Raw genomic sequence first — 21585 nt, forward strand, 5'->3', positions numbered from 1 at the left:
CCAAAACGCACCAAACGTGCGTGCACCCCCGTCGCAAAGGCCCGCCCCATGCGGCTTTCTCACCCGATAAAAAAACCTTTGATTGCCAGGCGAGCCGGTGCTATCGTGTCGGCGCTTTTGGCGGGATGAGATCGCGCGGCAAGACGTGAGACATCTTCGCAAGGCTACCAATAAAACTAAGAAAATCCATTCAACCACTCGTTCAGAGGCAAACATGTTCATCAGAAAAATCTTCCAGCAGATGCTGGTCCTGCTCTGCCTGGCCGCGGCCGCAGCCGCACAAGCACAAAACCTGCCCAACGTGGTCATCCTGGCCACCGGCGGCACCATCGCCGGCACCGGTGCCACCAGCACCACCACTGTCGGCTACACCGCCGCCAAGGTCGGCGTGGATGCGCTCATCGCAGCCGTTCCCGAACTCAAGAAGGTCGCCAACGTGCGCGGCGAGCAGGTCATGCAGATCGCCAGCGAGAACATGAACAACGACGCCTGGTTGAAGCTGGCCAAGCGCGTCAACACCCTGCTGGCGCAGAGTGACGTCGATGGCATCGTCATCACCCACGGCACCGATACCATCGAAGAAACCGCCTACTTCCTGGACCTGGTGGTCAAGAGCAAGAAGCCGGTGGTGATCGTGGGCGCGATGCGCCCCTCCACCGCCATCAGCGCTGACGGCCCGATCAACCTGTACAACGCCGTGCTGCTGGCCGGCTCCAAGGAAGCCGTCGGCAAGGGCGTGCTGGTGACCCTGAACGACCAGATCAATGCTGGCCGTGAAGTCACCAAGACCAACACCTCCACCATGGACACCTTCAAGACGCCGGAACTGGGCTTCCTGGGCTACATCCAGGGCAGCAAGCCTTACTTCTATCGCCAGTCCACCCGCAAGAACACGGCCGACACCCCGTTCGACATCATGAACCTGGACAAGCTGCCGCAAGTGGACATCGTCTACGGCTACGCCAACATGAACCCGATCGCCCTGAACGCCTTCGTGGCCGCAGGTGCGCAAGGCATCATCCACGCCGGCGTGGGTGACGGCAGCCTGAACAACACCGTGGTGCCATCGCTGACCGAGGCCCGCAAGAAGGGCGTCGTGATCGTGCGTTCGAGCCGCGTCGGCCAGGGCATCGTGGCGCGCAACGGCGAAGCTGACGACGACAAGCTGGACTTCGTGGTCTCGGATACGCTGAACCCGCAGAAGGCGCGCATCCTGCTGATGCTGGCCCTGACCAAGACCACCGACAGCAAGGAAATCCAGAAGATGTTCTGGGAGTACTGATCCTGCCGGTCCGGCGGCCCTGTCCGCCGGACCCAGCATCAATCAGTCCGAAAGCCCGCTGCCCGTGCAGCGGGCTTTTTTTGCGCAGGAACCAAGCACGGCAGGCCTCACTCTGTAGAGTTCGCCTTGCCCCGGACCGCTTCACAGGAGAACACCGCATGCCCAGCCGCCGTCAATTCCTCGCCGCCGCCAGTACCGCTTCGGCATTGGCCGCCCTCGGCCTCTCGCCGCGTGCGCTGGCGGCGCAGGGCTTGCGCCTGGGCCGTGCGCAGCCGTTTTCCTTCGACAGCCTGATCGCCCGCGCCCGCGACATGGCCCGCACGCCCTACCAGGCCCCGCCGGCCGTCCCCGCAGACGTTCTGGACAAGATCGACTACGAAGCCCACGGCAAGATCCGCTTCAAGACTGCCAATGCGCTCTTCGCCCAGGGGCCCGGCGCGTTTCCGGTGACCTTCTTCCACCTCGGCAAGTTCTTCCGTGTACCGGTACGGATGTTCATCCTTGCTGGTCAGGGCGATGGCACTGTACCGGTACAGTCGCGCGAAGTGTCTTACCGCGATGACTATTTCGACATGCCGGCCGACAGCCCCGCCCATCAGCTTCCGGCAGGCAGCGGCTTCGCCGGTTTCCGCTTCCAGGAAAGCCGCCTGGCCGACCAGAAGGAGAAGGACTGGCATACCAATGACTGGGTGGCCTTCCTCGGTGCCTCCTATTTCCGCGCCATCGGCGACCTGTACCAGTACGGCCTGTCGGCGCGCGGCATCGCCGTCGATGTGGCCCAGGCCGACCGGCCTGAAGAATTTCCCGACTTCACGCAATTCTTCTTCGAACCCTCCGCCCCGGGCAGCGATACGGTGGTGGTGTATGCCCTGCTCGATGGGCCCAGCATCACGGGTGCCTATCGCTTCGCCATGCAGCGCAAGCAAGGCGGCGGCGTGCACATGGAGATCGACAAGTCGCTGTTCCTGCGGCGCGACGTGGCGCGCCTGGGCCTGGCCCCGGCCACCTCGATGTACTGGTTCTCGGAAACGGTGAAGGGCACCGGCGCGGACTGGCGGCCGGAGGTGCATGACTCGGACGGACTGGCGATCTGGAACGGCGCAGGCGAACATCTCTGGCGTCCGCTCAACAATCCGCCGCGCACCATGTCGTCGGCCTTCAGCGACCAGCACCTGCGCGGCTTTGGCCTGCTGCAACGGGACCGCGATTTCGATCATTACCTCGACGGCGTGCATTACGAACGCCGCCCCAGCCTGTGGGTAGAACCGGTGGGCGACTGGGGCGAAGGCGAAGTGCAATTGATCGAGCTGCGCACCGATGACGAGATCCACGACAACATCGTCGCCATGTGGGTACCCAAGGCACCGGCGCGCGCCGGCAACGCCTATCGCGTGCGCTACCGGCTCTACTGGCAGCAGGACGAACCCTTCCCTACCCCGCTGGCACGCTGCGTGGCCACGCGCCTGGGACGTGGCGGCCAGCCGGGCCAGCCGAGGCCGCCGCAGGTGCGCAAGTTCATGGTGGAGTTCAAGGGAGAAGCGCTGGCGGGGCTGCCCTTCGGCGTGAAGCCGGAAGCAGTCATCACGGCTTCGCGCGGCAGCATTTCCTATGTCTATACCGAGGCGCTGCCCAACGGCGTGCCCGGCCACTGGCGCGCGCAGTTCGATCTCACGGCCAGCGGCGAGGAACCGGTCGAGCTGCGCCTGTTCCTGCGCCATCAGGGCCAGGCATTGAGCGAGACCTGGCTGTTCCAGTACCATCCGTTTGCCGCGCGGGAAGTCTATTGAAATGCGGTGAAATAGTTTTTTTGAAGGGCTGCGAAAAAATGTTTGTACTTTTTTGAAAAGCTCCTTATAATCTCGTTCTTTCGCGGCTGTAGCTCAGCTGGATAGAGTACTTGGCTACGAACCAAGGGGTCGTGGGTTCGATTCCTGCCAGCCGCACCATATGTAGTAGAAAAAGGGTCCATCGCAAGATGGGCCCTTTTTTGTTTTGTGCTGCCGCCAGCATGGCGCAGCTCATCCACAGAATCCAAAGCTGGCCGACGCAGGGTTGCGCCATCGTCCGACAGGCCCCCGCAGCCCGGCTGGGGATAATCAAGGCTCCCCGAATCTGATTCCATCGATTTCCCTCGATGCCCACAGGAGCCGCAATGAAAAAGATGTCCTTCCTCATGCTGGCCGCCGGTTCGCTGGCCATGCTGGCCGCTGCCAAACCGGTACTGCGCCGCTATGAAGATCTCAACCGCCGCCGTGCCGGCACCGCGCCCGCCGACACCGCCTCAGGCCAACCGGCCATCATCGGTGAAGAAGACATGCAGCCCGTCGCTCAGGAAAGCAGCATGGTGGCTGACGGCACGCAGCACCATGAGCCCGCCGGCGCGCCGCCCGTCCAGGCCGCAGCGGTGGCCGCCCCGCCGCGCAAGGATGGCGACTTCGCGCCGCCGGTCGGCGCATGAAGCCAAGCCATTGAACACGCTCGCAGGCGGCCGGGAGTTTTCCGTCAGAGCGTCAATCGACGCTCGATGATCTCGTACGCACGCAGCATGCCGGCGATGCGGGCGTGCTCGAAATCGAGATACAGGGGGCTGTCCTGCCGGTAACGCAGGATGCGCTTGCCGGCGTGGAAGATGCGCAGGCTCATCTCCCAGCCATGCGGCCCCTGAATCGCGATGACGCGGATATCGTAGTCGCGATACCGGGCGTGGTGGATCTGCTCGCGGTCGTTGAGGAGCCGGCGGCCATACAGCCGCAAATCACTGCGCGGACACATCATGCCTCCTGCACGCCTTGCGCGCTGCGGCGACGTCCCGCCCCCAGCACCAGCACGAAGAACAAGGGCACGAACAGGACCGCCAGCACCGTGGCACTGACCATGCCGCCGAACACGCCCGTGCCGATGGCGCGCTGGGTCTCGGCACTCGCGCCCGAGGCCAGCATCAGCGGCACCACGCCCAGCGCAAAGGCCAGCGAAGTCATGAGGATGGGACGCAACCGCAGCACCGCCGCCTTGATCGCCGCCTCCACCAGGCCCGCACCCTCGGCGCGCAACTGGCGCGCGAACTCGACGATGAGGATGGCATTCTTGGCCGAGAGCCCGATGACGGTAATCATGCCGACCTTGAAGAACACGTCATTGGGCATGTCGCGCAGGATCACCGCTGCGACCGCACCGATCAAGCCCAGCGGCACCACCAGCATGACCGACAGCGGAATGCGCCAGCTCTCGTACAAGGCCGCCAGCACCAGGAACACCACCAGCATCGACAAGGCCATCAGCATCGGTGCCTGGGCCGCCGACAGGCGCTCCTGCAGCGACTGGCCGGTCCAGGCCACGGCAAAGCCGGGCGGCAGTTGCTTTGCCAAGCTTTCCATCTCCGCCATGGCATCGCCACTGGCCACGCCCGGCGCAGCACTGCCGGAGATGCGCACCGCCGGGAAGCCCTGGTAGCGCTGCAATTGGGTCGGCACGACCTGCCATTGGGCTTGTACCATTTCCGAGAGCGGCACCATCCCGCCGTTCTGGTTGCGCACATACAGCTTCATCAGGTCCTCGATCTGCATGCGCGATTGCGCCTGGGCCTGAATGATGACCTGCTGCATGCGGCCCGCATTGGGGAAATCATTTACATAGAAGGAACCCATGGCCGCCGAGAGCGTATCGCTGATGCTGGCAAAGGAAACGCCCAGCGCGGCCGCCTTGTGGCGATCCACATTGAGCTGCAGGCTCGCACCCGGTGGCAGGCCATCCGCATACACGCCCGCCAGCTTGGGGCTCTGTGCCGCCAGCGCCAGCAGTTGCGCTTCGGCCGCCTTGAGCGCGGCGTGGCCCTGGTTGGCACGGTCCTGCAGGCGCATGGCAAAGCCGGAGGAATTGCCCAGCTCCTCGATGGCCGGCGGCAGCAGGCTCATGACCATGCCGTCCACTCCGTTCTCCATGGCGGCCTGCGCATGCAGGGCCTCGATGGCGGCGGTGGAGCCCTTGCGCTCCTTCCAGTCCTTCAGTTCGGTGAAAGCCATCGCCGCATTGGGGCCGGAACCGGAGAAACCGAATCCCAGCACCGACAGATTGGCACCGATATCCTCGCGTGTTTTCAAATAGCGTTCGAACTGGTCCACGGCGCGCGCCGTGCGCTCGGTGGTGGCATCGGCGGGCAGCTGGAAGCTGGTCATGAAATAACCCTGGTCTTCTTCCGGCAGGAAGGCCGACGGCAGCGCCCGCAAACCCAGCACCAGCAACAGCGACAGCGCGCCATAGAGCAGCATCATGCGCAGCCCGCGCGCGATCAAGCGGCCCAGCAGCGATTCATAGCGGCGCGTGAGGCGTGCGAAGGCACGGTTGAAGGCTCCGAAGAAACCACGCTTCTCGTGATGGCCGGGGGCCACCGGTTTGAGCAAGGTGGCGCACAGGGCCGGCGTCAGGCTCAGCGCCAGGAAGGCCGAGAACAGGATCGATACCGCCATGGCCAGCGAGAACTGGCGATAGATCACGCCCACCGATCCCCCGGCCAGCGCCATGGGAATGAAGACGGCGGTCAGCACCAGGGTGATGCCGATGATGGCACCGGTGATCTCCCCCATCGCCTTGATGGTGGCCTCGCGCGGACCCAGGCCTTCCTCGGCCATGATGCGCTCGACGTTTTCCACCACCACGATGGCGTCATCGACGATGATGCCGATGGCCAGCACCATGCCGAACATGGTCAGCACGTTGACCGAGTAGCCGGCCACCAGCATCACCGCCAGCGTGCCCAGCAGCGCGATGGGCGCGACGATGGCCGGGATGACGGTATAGCGCACGTTCTGCAGGAACAAATACATCACCAGGAACACCAGCACCATGGCCTCGATCAGGGTCTGCACCACTTTCTGGATGGAGATCTTGACGAAGGGCGCGGTGTTGTAGGGCAGCGAGAACTGCATGCCCTGCGGCAGGCTGGGGCGCAGTTCTTCCATGCGCGCCTGGATCGCCGCAGCCGTGCGGACCGCGTTGGCACCGGGCGAGAGCTGTACGGCCGCCACGCCCGCAGGCTTGCCGTCTTCACGGTTGGCGAAGGCATAGGATTGCGCGCCCAGTTCGACCCGGGCCACGTCGCCCAGCAGCACCCGCGAACCATCGGCCTTGGCCTTGAGCACGATGGAAGCGAACTGGTCCGGTGACTGCAACTGTCCTTGTACTGTCAGGGGAACGGCGATCTGCTGGCCCGGTACAGTTGGCGTATCGCCCAGGCGTCCGGGAGCAATCTGTGCGTTCTGCTGGCTGATCGCTGTACTGATATCTGTTACGGACAGTCCGAAGGCATTGAGCTTGAAGGGATCGATCCAGATCCGCATCGCCTGCTCGGCACCGAACAGCTGCACGCGGCCTACGCCGTCGACGCGGCGCAGTTCTTCGACGATGTTGCGGGCCAGGTAATCGTTGAGGCGGATTTCATCATGGCGGCCGTCCACCGAGGTCAGGCTGACCATGAGCAGGAAGCCAGAGGCCGCCGACTCCACGGTCACGCCGTTCTGGCGCACGGTTTGTGGCAGGCGCGCTTCGATGGCCTTGAGCTTGTTCTGCACGTCGACCTGGGCCAGTTCCGGATCGGTGCCGGGCTTGAAGGTCACGGTGATCTGGGCGCTGCCCGATGTATCGGCCGAGGATTCGAAATAGAGCAGGTTCTTCACGCCCGACAGCTCACGCTCGATCAGGCTGATGACGCCATCGTTCATGGTCTGCGGCGTGGCCCCCGGATAGGTGGCGTTGATCGTCACGCTGAGCGGGGCCACCGAGGGATAGCGGGCAATGGGCAACTGGCTCATGGCGATCACGCCGAAGAGCACGATGAACAGCGCGACCACCCAGGCAAAGATGGGGCGGTCGATAAAGAAGCGAGGCATGCAGGAACTCCATCGGGGGAAACACGCGAAGGACAGCGCCTGCCGGTCAACCCACGGCTTTTTTGCCGCACGTGCTGCCCGACAGTACAATCGCGAGCGAAGGCGGAGTCTGGGGCATGCGCGTGAGGTTTGCGCGATACAACGATGGAGTTTTGATGGAGAACGCAAGAATGGCGGCAACCCAAGTGAAAGCCGGCGAGGCCGCACCGGCCACGGGTGCGCTGATCCTCATCGCCGAGGATGCACCCGAGATCGCCGAGATCCTGGCCGCCTACCTGGCCCGCAGCGGCATGCGCAGCGTGCATGCGGCCGATGGTGCGCGGGCACTGGAGCTGCATCTCTCGCTCAAGCCGGACCTGGTGCTGCTCGATATCCAGATGCCGCAGGTCAATGGCTGGCAGGTGCTGGCGCAGATCCGCCAGCGCGACAACACGCCGGTGATCCTGATCACCGCGCTGGACCAGGACGTGGACAAGCTCACGGGTCTGCGCATCGGTGCCGATGATTACGTGGTCAAGCCGTTCACGGACCGCTTCTGGCCGATTGCGGACCCAAGCGCATATCAAATCGATCTTCGATGTTCATTTTTCTCGAGGATCAACCTTTTACTGGCGTTACTCTTTCAATAAATCCTTAGGATCAACAACCATATAGTCCTTCAAGTATTCCCAAGGCACTAGAACATCCGGCATGCCGGCGGCATAGGCGCCTACTTCGTAAGGCATGAAATGAATCGTGAGTCCATCGCTATCAAAGCTCCAACGTTGGGGATTCGTCGTCACCGCGCCCAACTTCTTGATGAAGCTGTCCAAGTCTGGGCTATCCCAAACCTGCCCCAGCTTCTCGATAAGGTTGTCGTAACAAGTCACATACATTATTTGAGCCCAGGACCTTGACGAATCGAAAATGTCCTGCGTGTGTAGCGGACGTCCTTCCTTCACAAGCCAGTGGTACACCGTCGCGTCTCCAATGCCGTGAGGTGTCCCGTGAGCATAAAAATACCGCCACGCTCGGATAGTAAGGAGTTGATCAGTTGCTTTCAGCAATTGATAGCCCACCGAATAATCTGTAGCAGTACTCTTCTCGGGATTTAATTCGACGGCCTCTCTTGCATATCTTTCGTAGACCCGATTGAATGCAGAGCGGAGAGCGCGGCTTCCTCCTTCGAGCTTCGGATAGGACACTTCAGTCGTCACAAATCCATCGTGGAAGCCACTAGTGTCTGCACCGGCACTGCGACGAACGTTGAAGCGGCTGACAGGAAAAATGGCTATGCCGCTCAACCCTGTCGTCGACTGGAGCAATTTCATACGTTCTTTGTATTGCTGAGAGAGACACCTTTCAGCTGGCCGGTCTTCCGTGCTGGTTCCGTTATCGATGTCGCATATGGTCTTGATGAACTTGAGCCACGCGATCTGGCTAAGGTGCAGGGACTTTCGCCCATCTGGAGATAGTTTTTCTAGCGCGTCCTTGTAACTAGAGGCCAACTCTTTATTTAGTCTTGAAACCAATACGTTTTGGCAGACTTGTTGTTCGGAGTGACTTAGACTACCTCTGCAGCCAAAGCTTGGCTCAGCTTGGGGCGACGCAGCTGGCGTCACCGGTGTCAAGATACAAGCAAGAAGTACCTGTACGAAAATGACCAGCGGCTTTTTAACCTCGATGTGCAAGATCCATCCCTTCACCAGTTTTTAACGACACGCTTCAATATTTTTTCCAACGTTCCAAGTATCACCTCATTTTCTCAAGTATTTTCCTAGATACAACGGCAGCTCCTGGCCGAGGCTGTGTAAAAAGACTTACCGCCACTCGAAGTAAAAGTTCCGAAGCGAATCCTGTCCAATCAGCAGTTCATCGTTCAGGGCATACCATGAAGCGTTTCATCGAGGGGCGGGATCGTAATCAGCAGATTCTACTACCTGAGCAATTAGACGACTACGTTACCGACTGCAATCCAGTAAGAGTGGTCGACGTTTTTGTCGATGAACTGGATTTGGTCCAGATGGGCTTCGCCATCATGCCCGCAGCAACGGGCCGACCTGGTTATCACCCCTCAGTGCTGCTCAAGATATACATCTACGGTTATCTCAATCGATTGCAGTCAAGCCGGCGTCTGGAGCGCGAGGCGCAGCGAAACGTCGAACTGATGTGGCTGACCGGCCATTTGAAACCGGACTTCAAGACCATCGCCAACTTCCGCAAAGACAACGGGGCCGCCATCACCAGTGTATGCCGTCAGTTTGTGTTGCTGTGTCAGCGCCTGGGTCTGTTCGCCGATGCGCTGGTTGCAGTCGACGGTAGTAAATTCAAGGCCGTCAATGGCCGTGACCGTAACTTCACGAGCGCCAAACTGCAGCGGCGCATGGAAGAGATCACGGCAAACATCAATCGCTACCTGACCGAACTCGACACAGCAGATCGCTATGAGCCTGAGCGCAAGCAACTCATAACAGACAGGCTGCGCGAGAATATCGCCGCCCTCAAAGCGCAAATGCAACATCTGCAAAGCATCGATTTACAGCTCAAACAAGCGCCTGACCAGCAAGTGTCTCAAACCGATCCTGATGCGCGTTCGATGAAGACGCGTGGAACCGGTGTTGTTGGGTACAACGTGCAGACAGCGGTGGATGCCAAGCATCACCTCATCGTGGCACACGAAGTCACCAACGTCGGAAGTGACCGGGATCAATTGCTCTCGATGAGCCGGCAGGCAAAACAGGCGATGGGAGTCCAGTCACTAACAGTGGTGGCCGACCGTGGCTACTTTAAGGGCGAAGAGATCCTTGCGTGCTCAATGGAAAATATCGACGTCATCGTGCCCAAGAATGTCACTTCCAATGCGACCGCTGAAGGCCGTTTCGGTAAGGCCGACTTCATCTACGACGCACAAACCGACGAATACCAATGCCCGGCAGGAGAGCGCCTCACCTGGCGCTTTATGAGCAAAGAGAAAGGATTAAATCTGCATCGATATTGGAGCTCGAACTGCCAACAATGCGCCCTTAAAACCAACTGCACCCCAAGCCCTCAACGCCGTGTGACACGCTGGGAGCACGAAGCCGTCTTGGAACAGATGCAGCAAAGATTGGAGCAGACACCGGACGCAATGCGCATACGCCGCCGAACCGTCGAACACCCGTTTGGCACGATCAAATTCTGGATGGGCGCAACTCACTTCCTGACCAGAACAAAAGCTCGTGTGAGCACGGAAATGAGTTTGCATGTACTGGCCTACAACATGAAGCGAATGATGAATATACTCGGGGTGGCATTGCTGTTGAAGGCAGTGAGCGCGTAAGCGCTTTAACGTCTTGCTATCAACGCCCCGATTGAGCTTCATTCATGCCCGCATGAGAACGCTATCGAGACCTCTGTAATAGGTCAGTCGGCCAAGAACTGAGTAAAGTAGGCTGAGCCTCTGTTTTTACACAGCCTCGGCCGGAAGCGGACGTCTACGATCCTTGAACCCATTGATCTGTATCGCGATATTTATCCAGTCCCACAACGCCAAATCTATCCTGATCCTCGGAGACATTGACGCCGACCAAAGCAAGCGCGGAATTAATTGCATCAGCACCGACAAACGGACCTGAAATCAATTCGCCGCCGTTGATCACCGCATACGCTTGCGTCCCGACGCCTCCAAAGTATTCGGCTTCCAAGTATAGGACCGCACCTGGAAGAGCGATTTTTTTGCAAAGAGCGATCAATGAGTGTGGCATTGCTTTTTCACCACCATCCGTCAGAGGAAGGAAAGGAATGCCGGCGGCTGCTCGCAGAGCGCTTGTAATTGGAACCATAGCTAGCCCCTGATTTAACTCCACCAGACCCGGAAAGACGGCCGAGTCCCCATTTTCTAAAGAAGATCGCGGCAGGACGAATGCCTGAAGGGTATATGCCATTTTTTATGTTTTCCAAGATTCACGTCTGGCCGAAATAGCGCATCCCCTCGGATGACGTCTACACAGTCCTCTTCTGGCCGATTGCGGTCGTTATCTTTTTAATTTGTGAAACACTGCGTAGGGTGACTCTCTATCGTTGAATACATATCCCCTGAAATAAAAAATATAGCTTTCTGTTTCAATTGTTCTGTGAACAAATTTCCCATCTAGCGCTATGCGATAGGAGGCTGTCTCTTGACACACCTTTGACTCCATACGTTTTAGCTCGGAGAGAATTGATCCGTATTCAGGGCCGACCGCTCCGGGCAATATGCCAGGAAAAATTAACAGCGGCGCTCCGGCATCATCCTCGATAGACATAACAGACACTCTGTTCGCCGCACCGTCGTCTGGAACGAACAATACTCCTGTAACGAATGGCGAATCGACGCTGAGTACGAATTCGTTGTTCTTATATTTGCTTACTTGGAGGTATACGCCGTCCTCCAGCCGGTAAAGTGACCCTGCTAGAAAAGCCTTGGGATCGATGGATGCAACCACGTTCAGCAAGCGTATCCCACTTCTAAGGGCAATAAGATTATCAATTTGCATCAATTCTTTCCCAGACGATTGAATCCATCGCCAGCGAGTAGAAACCGCCGCAAGACGGTTTCGAAGGCGTTATTGCCCGCGGATATTGATATCCGCTGAATGCGATCGATGACATGCGCCTTCACCGCCCAAGCGAGCCGTCTGCTTTTGATACGCTCAAAATTAAGCTCGGGCGCCCTACCTACTATAGGTAGACGCCATCTTTCCCCAGAGACGTCAACTTCATATCCTTCTCTGGATATGATCTTTTGGGGCAATTCCGGCCATTGATCCGAAGTGAAGACATTCTTATTAATGCTGGATGCTGCAGTAGCCATTTCGATTTAACTTAGAAGTTTCTTTTGATAGCTGCGCAATGCGATGTCCGCTTGCTCTTTTATTTCTTGCTCTATATAGACGTCTTGTGAGGACAAACTTCTGTCTCCTCGCAAAAAAGCTAGAGCCTGCCGCCGGCGATCTTCATCCATACCGAGACCACGAAGCTCTCGCTCCATCCGGCTTGAAAACGTATGTCGCAAGGATTTTGGCGATAAGTTCGCGGGAAGATGATTTGGATGCTGCTTCCTGAGTAAGCCAAAAAACTGGTTTATTCTTGAGATTGATAGAGAGGTCACCCTCATCACTCACGATCAAATACTCAGTGTCTTTCCGCGCTGTGCGGCACAAAATGTCGCGCCATTTCATCAGATAGTCATCCAACTCTCGGGCCAATCCCTCATTTGTAATTTCGAGAACCCGGCCGTCTCGCTTGTTTCTAGGACGTCGTGCGCGCTTGTCGTCAGGATCTTGAGCTCTGCGTTTAATACGAATCGACGAAATCCCACCAAACTCAACGTCTTCTACCCGCAGACTTAAGAGCTCACTAGGCCTGAGTCCGTAGTTCAACATGAGCATCGTAGTAACATAATTTCGAAACGCGATCGCTCGAGCTTTGGTCTCCTGCAGCTTGTCCCCAGGCTTGAGCACATCAGTCAAGTACTCATATTCACGCTCAGTTAGCCCCTTCCGCAATTCCCTATTCACAGGAACCTTGGCTTGAAAGTGCCGGCTCAGCTGCTTATGAATAAAGCTTTTACTGTCAATTAGAGCTTGGTAAGCAGGACCAGAATCAACGGTCAAGCTGATTTCAACATCAAAGCACCACTCAAGAAATTGTCGTATGGTCGTCAGCCGGCTGTTGAAACTAGCTGGGCTCACTGCGAGCTTGAGGACCTTCTTGCCTGTAAGCTGCTCCCGGCGCAAAAAATCAATAAGCCCGGTGGATATCTGTGCTTCGGTGAGGCGGAACCGACCGTTAATCAGATCATTGAGCTTGACCTTCTCTCTCAAGCCATCGCAAAAGGACAGCAATCTCTCTCAAGTTCCGAATTAGGGTATTTGTCGCGAGATGTCGACGTCCCAATACGAATTCATTTGGCAAGACAACTGGCTGGCCATCGTGATCGACCAGCAGGGGAAGCTGATCACCAGACGGATGACTGATGATTTCAATTTTTAAAGGCATGCGTTACAAAAATGGATTGTATGCGTCTCTATCTTGCGCATTTCCTGTTTGCAACAATCCTATCATTACAAGTTTTCAGTCCATGAAAAAACCCCTCACTCCTTTACAAAGTGAGGGGTCGGAAAAAACCGGATTAAATCTTATAGAACAGTAGGTTACCATTGAATCGACTGCCTACTGCTTTACAAAATTAATCTTGTAGGATCTAGAAGGGAATATCGTCGTCCATGTCCGAGAAGTTCGGCGCCGGGCGCTGGGCCGGCTGCTGGCGCGGGGCACCACCGCCAGCTGCTGCGCCACCGCCGGCGCTCTGGCGCGGAGCACCGCCGCCGTAGCTGCCGCCACCGCCGCCGCCGTAGCCGCCTTCGTCCATGCCACCGCCACCGCCGCCCGCACCCTGGCGGCCGCCCAGCATCTGCATGGTGTCAGCGATGATTTCGGTGGTGTAGCGTTCGACGCCTTCCTTGTCCTGCCACTTGCGGGTCTGCAGGCGGCCTTCGACGTAGATCTGCGAGCCCTTCTTCAGGTATTGGCCGGCGATTTCAGCGAGCTTGCGGTAGAAGGTGATGCGGTGCCATTCGGTGAGCTCCTTCTTTTCGCCGGTGTTCTTGTCCTTCCAGCTTTCGGTCGTGGCGACGGCGATGTTGGTGACGGCTTCGCCGTTGGGCATGTAGCGGGTTTCCGGATCGCGCCCGAGATTGCCGACGATGATGACTTTGTTGACCGATGCCATTGTTTCTCCTGAATACGTTTAGGCTGTTGCACCCGCCGCCTGCGCAGCGCGGCGCGGCAGGTTTTTCATGTTAGCCGCGATTATAAGCCAGGTCAGCGTGAGGACGGCTGACAAGAGAAACACGGCGGAATTCCCCACATTTTGTTTGAGCCAGCCCCCCAAGGCGCCGCCGCAAGACAGCCCCAGCGCCTGCAAGGTGTTGTAGACGCCCAGCGCCGCGCCCTTGGCAGCCGGCGGCGCGATGCGCGACACCAGCGACGGCTGGGCCGCCTCCAGGATGTTGAAGGCGACGAAGAACAGGAACAGCAGCGCCACCAGCATCCACACCTGCGCCAGCGGATGCGACAGCACCGCCCAGAAACCCAGCTGCACCAGCAGCATCAGCCCGATGGCCCCGAGGAAGACCGGTTTCATGCGGCCATATTTCTCGGCCACGAAGATCGGCGGCAGCATCAGCACGAAGGACGCGAGCACCACCGGCAGGTAGATCTTCCAGTGCTCGCCCAGCGGGATGCCGGCCAGTTGCACCAGCGCCGCCGGCACCACCATGAACATGGCGACCTGGGTCAGGTGCAGGGTGAACACGCCAAAGTTGAGTCGCAGCAACTCCGCATGGCGCAACACCTCGGACAGCGAGACGCGACGTGCCGCCACCATCGGTGCGGCCGGGACCACCCACACCACCACCGCGATGGCGATCAGCGACAGGATGCCCGTCAGGCCGAAGATGCCGCCCATGCCAATGGACTTGTAGAGCAGCGGGGAGGCCACCATCGACACCGCGAAGGTCACGCCAATGGAGGCACCGACCATGGCCATGGCCTTGGTGCGGTGTTCTTCCCGGGTGGAATCGGCGATGAAGGCCGTGATGGCCGCCGAAATCGCGCCCGAGCCCTGCAGCGCGCGTCCGATCAGCAGCCACAGCACGCTGTGGGCAGCGGCCGCCACGAAGGAACCCAGCGCAAACAGCAGCAGCCCGATGACGATGATGCGCTTGCGCCCGTAGCGGTCGGAAGCGATGCCGTAAGGAATCTGGCCGAACGCCTGCGCCAGGCCGTAGATGCCCAGGGCGATGCCGACCAGGGTGTCGCTGTCACCGCCGGGCAGGCTGTGGGCGTGCACTGCGAACACCGGCAGCACCAGGAACAGGCCCAGCATGCGCAGGGAAAAAATGGAGGCAAGGGAAACGCTGGCGCGCACCTCGGCGCGCGACATGCCGGATTTTTCAGGCTGTGCGGTGGAACGGGAGTGGTGGGACATACGGTTCGTGACTGGCGTTGGCGACTGCCCGGCCCTGCAAGTAAAACCCGGCCGGGGCAAAAGCCGTATGGTAACAGGATAGTCCGGCTGACCGGCAGCACCGCCCAGCCCCTGCACTCCCGGCCCGCAGGATTGAGGCACTTCCATGTCCTGCGTCAACTTCCGCGGCCCCGCCGGATGGTGACAGCGGGACGGGAGTGTCGCGAATCTTCACAACTTTCCTGACAAACATGTCATGTTAGGTACACCTTATGCCAAAATAGCGCATTGCTCATTTTTTCTGCAGTGCTCATAACAGCCGCCCCTTCCTGAACGGAAGATTTCAGCCCGGCCATAAACTTCGCCAAGAAAAAGAAGGCAATCACGCGTAATGGGGGGGGGAGAACCCGGACGCAGAGGATGGCGAACAGGCTAAGTGGTGTCACGCATGTGGCGGCACGCTGGTGTCGTGCGCATCCTCGATGTCCTCCGGTTTTCAGATTTTTTCCGTTTTTTGTTTGTTGCGCTGGCGGCGCAGGCCGCTCGCATCCGTATATTTAGCATGTTCCTATTTGATTCGCTCAACGAAGGCAAGACGAGCACTTCCCGCTCTGCGCAACCGGTCTCTGCTGCCGGCGGGCAAGCCCTGCCCGCCCGTCTGGCCTGGCTGCTGCTGATCCTGGCCGGTGCCGCCTGGCTGCTGCCGGGCGTGTTCGGCCATGGTCCCTGGAAACAGGATGAGACCTATACCTTCGGCATGATCCATCACATGCTGGTCTCCGGCGAGTACCTGGTTCCCACCAATGCCGGCCAGCCCTTCATGGAAAAGCCGCCGCTGTACTACTGGACCGCCGCGTTGCTGGCCAAGCTGGCCTATCCACTGCTGCCGTATCACGAGGGCGCGCGCCTGGCCAGCGTGCTCTACAACCTGGTCACGCTGGTGTTCGTGGCAAGGATTGCCAAGATGATGTGGGGCCAGCGCAGCCTGATGAGCCTGCCGGTACTGGCTACCCTGGCCCTGTTCGCCGGGTCGCCGGGCATGGTCAAGCACGCCCACGACATGTTCACCGACGTGGCCCTGGTCGCCGGCGGCGTCATGGCCACCTACGGCCTGCTGGCCATCGCCCTCAACGAGGAGCGCCGCACGCCCGCGTGGAGCGCGGCCTTCTGGTTCGGCCTGGGGGTGGGCATCACCGAGATGACCAAGGGCCTGTTCGTGCCGCTCACCTTCGCCGCCACGGCGATGGCCGTCGGCGTGATGGTGCCGGCCTGCCGCTCGCGCTCGTACTGGAAGATGGTCGGCACCGCCGTGCTGGTCTCGCTGCCCTTCTTCGTGATCTGGCCGGCACTGCTGGCCCAGCACTCCATGCCCTTGTTCATGGAATGGTTCTGGGACAACAACGTCGGCCGCTTCTTCGGCTTCTCGGTCAAGAAACTGGGCTCGGACAACGACCACACCGTGATCCTGCGCGCCCTGGGCGGCTTTGCCCTGCCCGGCTCGGTACTGGCGCTGGTGGCGCTGGGCAGCGGCGACTGGCGTCAGGTCGGCACCAGCAAGGTGGCGCTGCCGCTGGCCTTTGGTGCCATCAGCCTGGCCGTGCTGCAGAGCTCCGCCACTGCCCGCCAGCTCTATCTGCTGCCGGTACTGCTGCCGCTGGTAATGCTGGGCGCGCGCGCGCTGCCGCGCCTGCCGGCGCTGGCCAACCTGGCGTGGGACTGGTTCTCGCGCCTGGCCTTCGGGGCGCTGGCCGTGGGGATCTGGGCGACCTACATCGTCTCCACCTGGCCGGCCGACCAGCACCAGCCCATCGCGTTCATGGGCAAGTGGCTGCCGCTGAGCTTCGTGACGCCGATCCAGCCGCTGGCCGTGCTGGCCGCGGGAGCCATGAGCATCCTGTGGATCGCCTCGCTGGGCCTGCTGAGCCGTGCCGGCCAGTGGCGTGGCGCGTTCTCGTGGTTTGGCGGGATCACCCTGATGTGGGGCCTGGCTTTCACATTGCTGCTGCCCTGGGCCGATTACGGCAAGAGTTATGAATATGTCTATGCCGATCTCCAGGCCAAGATCGGTCCGGCCTGGCAAGAGGGCGATTGCATGGCCAGCCAGGCACTGGGCGAATCGGAGGCGCCGATGCTGTACTACTACACCGGCATCCTGCACCAGCCCATCGACAGCGGCCGCCACACCGCATGCCGCTGGCTGATCCAGGAGATGCCCGACGCCGGCAAGCGTCCGCATGGTCACTGGACCCTGTTCTGGGAAGGCCGCCGCGACGGCGATGAAGGACAGTTGTTCAAGATCTACGAACGCGCCCACTGAGGGCAAGCGATTACATGACAAGAAACTGCCGGCCACGCGCCGGCTTTTTCTTGTCTGCTTCATCATTCATCAGCAATCCCTGCACCGGATCCGCCACGCAGACGATTTCCTGCGGCATTTGCGCTGCAAGGCCATGGCTTTTTCCACGGCCGCGCTTTCAATTCGACGATGCATGCCCACATGGGTCATCTGCCGCTGCAGCCCCGCCTGCCGGCCATTCGCAGTCCTGTTATAGTTACATGTTGTCCCCATCGCTGCTCCGCACAATGCGTGATCGCTCATCGGCTGATCGCACGCGGGGGCAGGCAACCCCTAGCTGAAGGCATCCATGGAAGAAATTCGCATTCGCGGCGCACGTACGCACAATCTCAAGAATATCAACCTAGACCTCCCCCGCAACAAGCTCATCGTCATTACTGGCCTGTCCGGTTCGGGCAAGTCGTCGCTGGCCTTCGATACCTTGTATGCCGAGGGGCAGCGCCGCTACGTGGAGTCGCTTTCGGCCTACGCGCGCCAGTTCCTGCAGCTGATGGAAAAGCCCGATGTCGACATGATCGAGGGCCTGTCCCCGGCCATCTCGATCGAACAGAAGGCGACGTCGCACAACCCGCGCTCCACCGTCGGTACCGTCACCGAGATCCACGACTACCTGCGCCTGCTGTACGCCCGCGTCGGTACGCCCTATTGCCCGGACCACCCCGAACATCCGCTGGAGGCGCAATCGGTCTCGCAGATGGTCGACGCAGTCCTGGCGCTGCCGGAAGACACCAAGCTGATGATCATGGCCCCCGTGGTGGCCAACCGCAAGGGCGAGCACGCCGACCTGTTCGAGGAGATGCAGGCCCAGGGCTTCGTGCGCTTCCGCATCCAGAGCGGCACCGGGTCGGCCAAGGTCTACGAGGTCGATGACCTGCCCAAGCTGAAGAAGACCGAGAAGCACACCATCGACGTCGTCATCGACCGCGTCAAGGTCAAGGCGGAGATCAAGCAGCGCCTGGCCGAAAGCTTCGAGACCGCACTGCGCCTGGCCGATGGCCGCGCCATTGCGCTGGAAATGGACAGCGGCAAGGAACACCTGTATTCCAACAAGTTCGCCTGCCCCATCTGCGGCTATTCGCTGCAGGAGCTGGAGCCGCGCCTGTTCTCCTTCAACAACCCGATGGGTGCCTGCCCGGAATGCGATGGCCTGGGCCACATCGAGTTCTTCGATCCCAAGCGCATCGTGGCTTTCCCCAATTTGTCGCTGGCCTCGGGCGCGATCAAGGGCTGGGATCGCCGCAACCAGTTCTACTTCCAGATGTTGACCAGCATCGCTGCCTACTACGGCTTCGACCTCGATGTGCCCTTCGAGCAGCTCGACGACAAGGCCCAGCAGGCAGTGCTGTACGGTTCGGGCCGCCAGACCATTCCGTTCGCCTACGTCAACGAGCGTGGCCGCACGGTGGTCAAGGAGCACACCTTCGAAGGCGTGGTCAACAACCTGCAGCGCCGCTATCGCGAAACCGATTCGATGGCGGTCAAGGAAGAACTGGCCAAGTTCATCAACGAGAAGCAATGCCCGTCCTGCCACGGTGCCCGCCTGCGGGTGGAAGCGCGCTATGTGAAGGTGGGTAGCGGCAAGCAGCAGCGTGCCATCTACGAAGTCGCTGCCACGCCGCTGCGCGAGACCCTGTCCTTCTTCGAGACCCTGAAGCTGACCGGTGCCAAGAAGGAAATCGCCGATCGCATCATCAAGGAAATCGTCTCGCGCCTGACCTTCCTCAACAACGTCGGCCTGGACTATCTCTCGCTGGAACGCAGCGCCGATACGCTCTCCGGCGGCGAAGCCCAGCGCATCCGCCTGGCCTCGCAGATCGGCTCGGGCCTGACCGGCGTGATGTACGTGCTGGATGAACCTTCCATCGGCCTGCACCAGCGCGACAACGACCGCCTGATCGATACCCTCAAGCATTTGCGCGACATCGGCAACACCGTGCTGGTGGTGGAGCACGATGAAGACGCCATCCGCACTGCCGACTACGTGGTCGACATGGGCATCGGCGCGGGCGTGCATGGCGGTGACGTGATCGCCCATGGTTCGCTGCCGGACATCCTCAAGAACAAGAAGTCGCTGACCGCCAAGTACCTGAACGGCTCGCTGGAAATCGCCGTGCCCAAGAAGCGCACGCCCTGCGATGAATCGCGCATGCTGACCATCACGGGCGCCACCGGCAACAACCTCAAGAATGTGGACCTGGAACTGCCGGTGGGCCTGCTGACCTGCGTGACCGGGGTCTCCGGTTCGGGCAAGTCGACCCTGGTCAACGACACGCTGTACCTGTCGGCGGCACGCCACCTGTACGGTTCGCAAACCGAACCGGCCGAGCACGAAGCCATCGGCGGACTGGAACACTTCGACAAGGTGATCGCGGTGGACCAGGCGCCAATCGGCCGCACGCCGCGCTCCAACCCGGCCACCTACACCGGCCTGTTCACGCCGATCCGCGATCTGTTCGCCACCGTGCCCATGGCCAAGGAACGCGGCTACAGCGCCGGACGTTTCTCCTTCAACGTCAAGGGCGGCCGCTGCGAAGCCTGCCAGGGCGATGGCGTGATCAAGGTGGAAATGCACTTCCTGCCGGACGTGTATGTGCCCTGCGATGTCTGCCACGGCAAACGCTACAACCGTGAAACGCTGGAAGTGCAGTACAAGGGCAAGAACATCACCGAGATCCTGGACATGACGGTGGAAGACGCGCACGAGTTCTTCAAACCCGTGCCGCTGATCGCGCGCAAGCTGCAGACCCTGCTCGATGTGGGCCTGGGCTATATCAAGCTGGGCCAGAGCGCCACGACCCTCTCGGGTGGCGAGGCGCAGCGCGTGAAGCTGTCGCTGGAATTGTCCAAGCGCGATACCGGCCGTACGCTCTACATCCTGGATGAGCCGACCACCGGCCTGCACTTCCACGATATCGACCTGCTGCTCAAGGTGATCCATCGTCTGCGCGACCAGGGCAATACGGTGACCATCATCGAACACAACCTGGACGTCATCAAGACCGCCGACTGGATCATCGATCTCGGTCCCGAAGGCGGTGCCGGCGGTGGCCGCATCGTGGCGGCCGGTACGCCGGAGGACGTGGCCAAGAATCCGGCCAGCGTCACCGGCAAGTACCTGGGTCCGCTGCTGAAGAAGAAGTCGAAGCAAGAAAAATAAGTCCGGACTTGCGCGCGCGCAAACGATACAGAATTGCTGCCCATCTGTATCTTGCGCTGCGCCGGCCATGGCATACAGTCATGCACCTGGCCGCCATCCGGCGCACAATGAAGGCTCGCCCGTCCGCCATCGACGGGCTGCCGTGCAACCCCGAAAGTCCATCATGTCGAACCCGCTGTCACCCGCCCAGGTCGCCTTCTTCCGCGAACAGGGCTATCTCCTGCTCAAGGGCATGGTCCCTGACGCCCTGCGCGAACGCCTGCTCGCCGTCACGCAAGATCACCTGCAACGTGCTGTCGCACCGCTGGAATACGAAGCCGAGGTCGGCTACGAAGGCGCTCCCGTCTCGCTGGAGGCCGAAGGAGGCCGCACCGCGCGGCGTCTGCGGGCAGCCTGGCAGCGCGATCCGGTGTATCGCGAATGGGCCGCCGATCAACAACTGGTGGCCATGCTGCACCAGTTGTTCGAGGAACCGGTCTGCCTCACGCTGGCGCATCACAACTGCATCATGACCAAGCACCCGGCCTTCGGCACCGCCACCGGCTGGCACCGCGACATCCGCTACTGGTCCTTCCCGCGCAATGAACTGATTTCGGTATGGCTGGCGCTGGGTGCGGAAACGCCGGAGAACGGCGCGCTCAAATTCATCCCCGGCTCGCACAAGCTCAAGCTGCAGCCGGAACAGATGGATGAACTGGACTTCCTGCGCCCGGATGTTGCCGCCAACCAGGCCCTGTTTGCGCAGGGCATTGCGCTGTCACTGGCGCCGGGCGACGTGGTGCTGTTCCACAGTGGCCTGTTCCATGCCGCCGGCCGCAACGACAGTGAACAGGTCAAGTGTTCGGCCGTGTTCGCCTATCACGGCAAAAGCAATCCGCCCCTGCCCGGTACCCGTTCGGCTGCGTCCGAGGATGTGGCCCTGGACACTTGAACGACTGT

At 60.3% G+C, this 21585-nt stretch carries 15 protein-coding genes, 1 tRNA gene and 1 pseudogene; 9 read left to right on the top strand and 8 right to left on the bottom strand.

Features of this window, described 5'->3' with window-relative positions:
* Window positions 1-214 precede the first annotated feature (214 nt).
* From ACWFUC_RS00295 to ACWFUC_RS00310, 4 genes are all read left to right on the top strand, one after another.
* Complete coding sequence (locus tag ACWFUC_RS00295; RefSeq protein WP_034329596.1) at window positions 215-1282, top strand: type II asparaginase; 1068 nt, start codon at window positions 215-217, stop codon at window positions 1280-1282.
* A 158-nt stretch (window positions 1283-1440) separates the two neighbouring features.
* The gene (locus ACWFUC_RS00300) at window positions 1441-3069 is read left to right on the top strand and encodes an OpgD/OpgG family glucan biosynthesis protein (RefSeq protein WP_489623790.1); all 1629 of its coding nucleotides are present in this window, start codon (window positions 1441-1443) and stop codon (window positions 3067-3069) included.
* 82 nt (window positions 3070-3151) lie between these two features.
* A tRNA-Arg gene (locus ACWFUC_RS00305) sits at window positions 3152-3228 on the top strand.
* A gap of 206 nt (window positions 3229-3434) precedes the next feature.
* Entirely contained in the window at window positions 3435-3740 is a 306-nt protein-coding gene (locus ACWFUC_RS00310) for a hypothetical protein (protein WP_489623791.1), read from the top strand.
* Window positions 3741-3784: 44 nt separating this feature from the next.
* On the opposite strand, the gene ACWFUC_RS00315 is transcribed toward ACWFUC_RS00310, so the two are convergent.
* Window positions 3785-4054: a hypothetical protein gene (locus ACWFUC_RS00315; protein ID WP_489637419.1), complete on the bottom strand. Its 270-nt coding sequence runs from the start codon at window positions 4052-4054 to the stop codon at window positions 3785-3787.
* Entirely contained in the window at window positions 4054-7164 is a 3111-nt protein-coding gene (locus tag ACWFUC_RS00320) for a multidrug efflux RND transporter permease subunit (protein WP_489623793.1), read from the bottom strand. The genes ACWFUC_RS00315 and ACWFUC_RS00320 overlap by 1 nt, the downstream gene beginning before the upstream one ends.
* A gap of 170 nt (window positions 7165-7334) precedes the next feature.
* Here ACWFUC_RS00320 and ACWFUC_RS00325 point away from each other — a divergent pair.
* Window positions 7335-7688, top strand: a pseudogene (locus ACWFUC_RS00325) (response regulator); the annotation flags it as partial.
* A 90-nt stretch (window positions 7689-7778) separates the two neighbouring features.
* Here ACWFUC_RS00325 and ACWFUC_RS00330 read toward each other — a convergent pair.
* Window positions 7779-8834, bottom strand: a complete 1056-nt coding sequence (locus ACWFUC_RS00330) for a DUF3298 domain-containing protein (protein ID WP_489623794.1) — start codon at window positions 8832-8834, stop codon at window positions 7779-7781.
* Window positions 8835-9034: 200 nt separating this feature from the next.
* Here ACWFUC_RS00330 and ACWFUC_RS00335 point away from each other — a divergent pair, with 200 nt between their 5' ends.
* Complete coding sequence (locus ACWFUC_RS00335) at window positions 9035-10462, top strand: IS1182 family transposase (protein ID WP_489623795.1); 1428 nt, start codon at window positions 9035-9037, stop codon at window positions 10460-10462.
* 154 nt (window positions 10463-10616) lie between these two features.
* Here the strand turns inward: ACWFUC_RS00335 and ACWFUC_RS00340 are convergent, their stop codons facing one another.
* From ACWFUC_RS00340 to ACWFUC_RS00360, 5 genes are all read right to left on the bottom strand, one after another.
* Window positions 10617-11066 carry a hypothetical protein gene (locus ACWFUC_RS00340; protein WP_489623796.1) on the bottom strand — a complete coding sequence of 150 codons (450 nt, stop codon included), beginning with the start codon at window positions 11064-11066 and terminating at the stop codon, window positions 10617-10619.
* Window positions 11067-11156: 90 nt separating this feature from the next.
* On the bottom strand, window positions 11157-11657 hold the full coding sequence (locus ACWFUC_RS00345) for a hypothetical protein (protein ID WP_489623797.1): 501 nt from the start codon (window positions 11655-11657) through the stop codon (window positions 11157-11159).
* Between the two features lie 459 nt (window positions 11658-12116).
* Window positions 12117-12986 carry a hypothetical protein gene (locus ACWFUC_RS00350; protein ID WP_489623798.1) on the bottom strand — a complete coding sequence of 290 codons (870 nt, stop codon included), beginning with the start codon at window positions 12984-12986 and terminating at the stop codon, window positions 12117-12119.
* Window positions 12987-13366: 380 nt separating this feature from the next.
* A complete protein-coding gene (gene ssb, locus ACWFUC_RS00355; RefSeq protein ID WP_209535162.1) occupies window positions 13367-13894 on the bottom strand; it encodes a single-stranded DNA-binding protein in 528 nt (175 codons plus the stop codon).
* 18 nt (window positions 13895-13912) lie between these two features.
* The gene (locus ACWFUC_RS00360) at window positions 13913-15154 is read right to left on the bottom strand and encodes an MFS transporter (protein ID WP_084319844.1); all 1242 of its coding nucleotides are present in this window, start codon (window positions 15152-15154) and stop codon (window positions 13913-13915) included.
* Between the two features lie 541 nt (window positions 15155-15695).
* Between ACWFUC_RS00360 and ACWFUC_RS00365 the strand changes: the two genes are divergently transcribed.
* The 3 genes from ACWFUC_RS00365 (at window position 15696) to ACWFUC_RS00375 (ending at window position 21577) form a co-directional block, all read left to right on the top strand.
* The gene (locus ACWFUC_RS00365) at window positions 15696-17450 is read left to right on the top strand and encodes an ArnT family glycosyltransferase (RefSeq protein ID WP_489623799.1); all 1755 of its coding nucleotides are present in this window, start codon (window positions 15696-15698) and stop codon (window positions 17448-17450) included.
* Between the two features lie 328 nt (window positions 17451-17778).
* The gene (gene uvrA / locus ACWFUC_RS00370; protein WP_134223400.1) at window positions 17779-20646 is read left to right on the top strand and encodes an excinuclease ABC subunit UvrA; all 2868 of its coding nucleotides are present in this window, start codon (window positions 17779-17781) and stop codon (window positions 20644-20646) included.
* A 163-nt stretch (window positions 20647-20809) separates the two neighbouring features.
* Window positions 20810-21577, top strand: coding sequence for a phytanoyl-CoA dioxygenase family protein (locus ACWFUC_RS00375; protein WP_310838497.1), 768 nt, complete (start codon window positions 20810-20812; stop codon window positions 21575-21577).
* Window positions 21578-21585 lie beyond the last annotated feature (8 nt).

The sequence above is a fragment of the Herbaspirillum sp. Her4 genome, from assembly GCF_057961335.1.

What these genes read in the sequence shown, in the direction of transcription:
- ACWFUC_RS00295 (WP_034329596.1), top strand. Translation starts at nt 215, where the DNA reads ATGTTCATCAGAAAAATCTTCCAGCAGATGCTGGTCCTGCTCTGCCTG.
- ACWFUC_RS00300 (WP_489623790.1), top strand. Translation starts at nt 1,441, where the DNA reads ATGCCCAGCCGCCGTCAATTCCTCGCCGCCGCCAGTACCGCTTCGGCA.
- ACWFUC_RS00310 (WP_489623791.1), top strand. Translation starts at nt 3,435, where the DNA reads ATGAAAAAGATGTCCTTCCTCATGCTGGCCGCCGGTTCGCTGGCCATG.
- ACWFUC_RS00315 (WP_489637419.1), bottom strand. Translation starts at nt 4,054, where the DNA reads ATGTGTCCGCGCAGTGATTTGCGGCTGTATGGCCGCCGGCTCCTCAAC.
- ACWFUC_RS00320 (WP_489623793.1), bottom strand. Translation starts at nt 7,164, where the DNA reads ATGCCTCGCTTCTTTATCGACCGCCCCATCTTTGCCTGGGTGGTCGCG.
- ACWFUC_RS00335 (WP_489623795.1), top strand. Translation starts at nt 9,035, where the DNA reads ATGAAGCGTTTCATCGAGGGGCGGGATCGTAATCAGCAGATTCTACTA.
- ACWFUC_RS00340 (WP_489623796.1), bottom strand. Translation starts at nt 11,066, where the DNA reads ATGGCATATACCCTTCAGGCATTCGTCCTGCCGCGATCTTCTTTAGAA.
- ACWFUC_RS00345 (WP_489623797.1), bottom strand. Translation starts at nt 11,657, where the DNA reads ATGCAAATTGATAATCTTATTGCCCTTAGAAGTGGGATACGCTTGCTG.
- ssb (WP_209535162.1), bottom strand. Translation starts at nt 13,894, where the DNA reads ATGGCATCGGTCAACAAAGTCATCATCGTCGGCAATCTCGGGCGCGAT.
- ACWFUC_RS00360 (WP_084319844.1), bottom strand. Translation starts at nt 15,154, where the DNA reads ATGTCCCACCACTCCCGTTCCACCGCACAGCCTGAAAAATCCGGCATG.
- ACWFUC_RS00365 (WP_489623799.1), top strand. Translation starts at nt 15,696, where the DNA reads ATGTTCCTATTTGATTCGCTCAACGAAGGCAAGACGAGCACTTCCCGC.
- uvrA (WP_134223400.1), top strand. Translation starts at nt 17,779, where the DNA reads ATGGAAGAAATTCGCATTCGCGGCGCACGTACGCACAATCTCAAGAAT.
- ACWFUC_RS00375 (WP_310838497.1), top strand. Translation starts at nt 20,810, where the DNA reads ATGTCGAACCCGCTGTCACCCGCCCAGGTCGCCTTCTTCCGCGAACAG.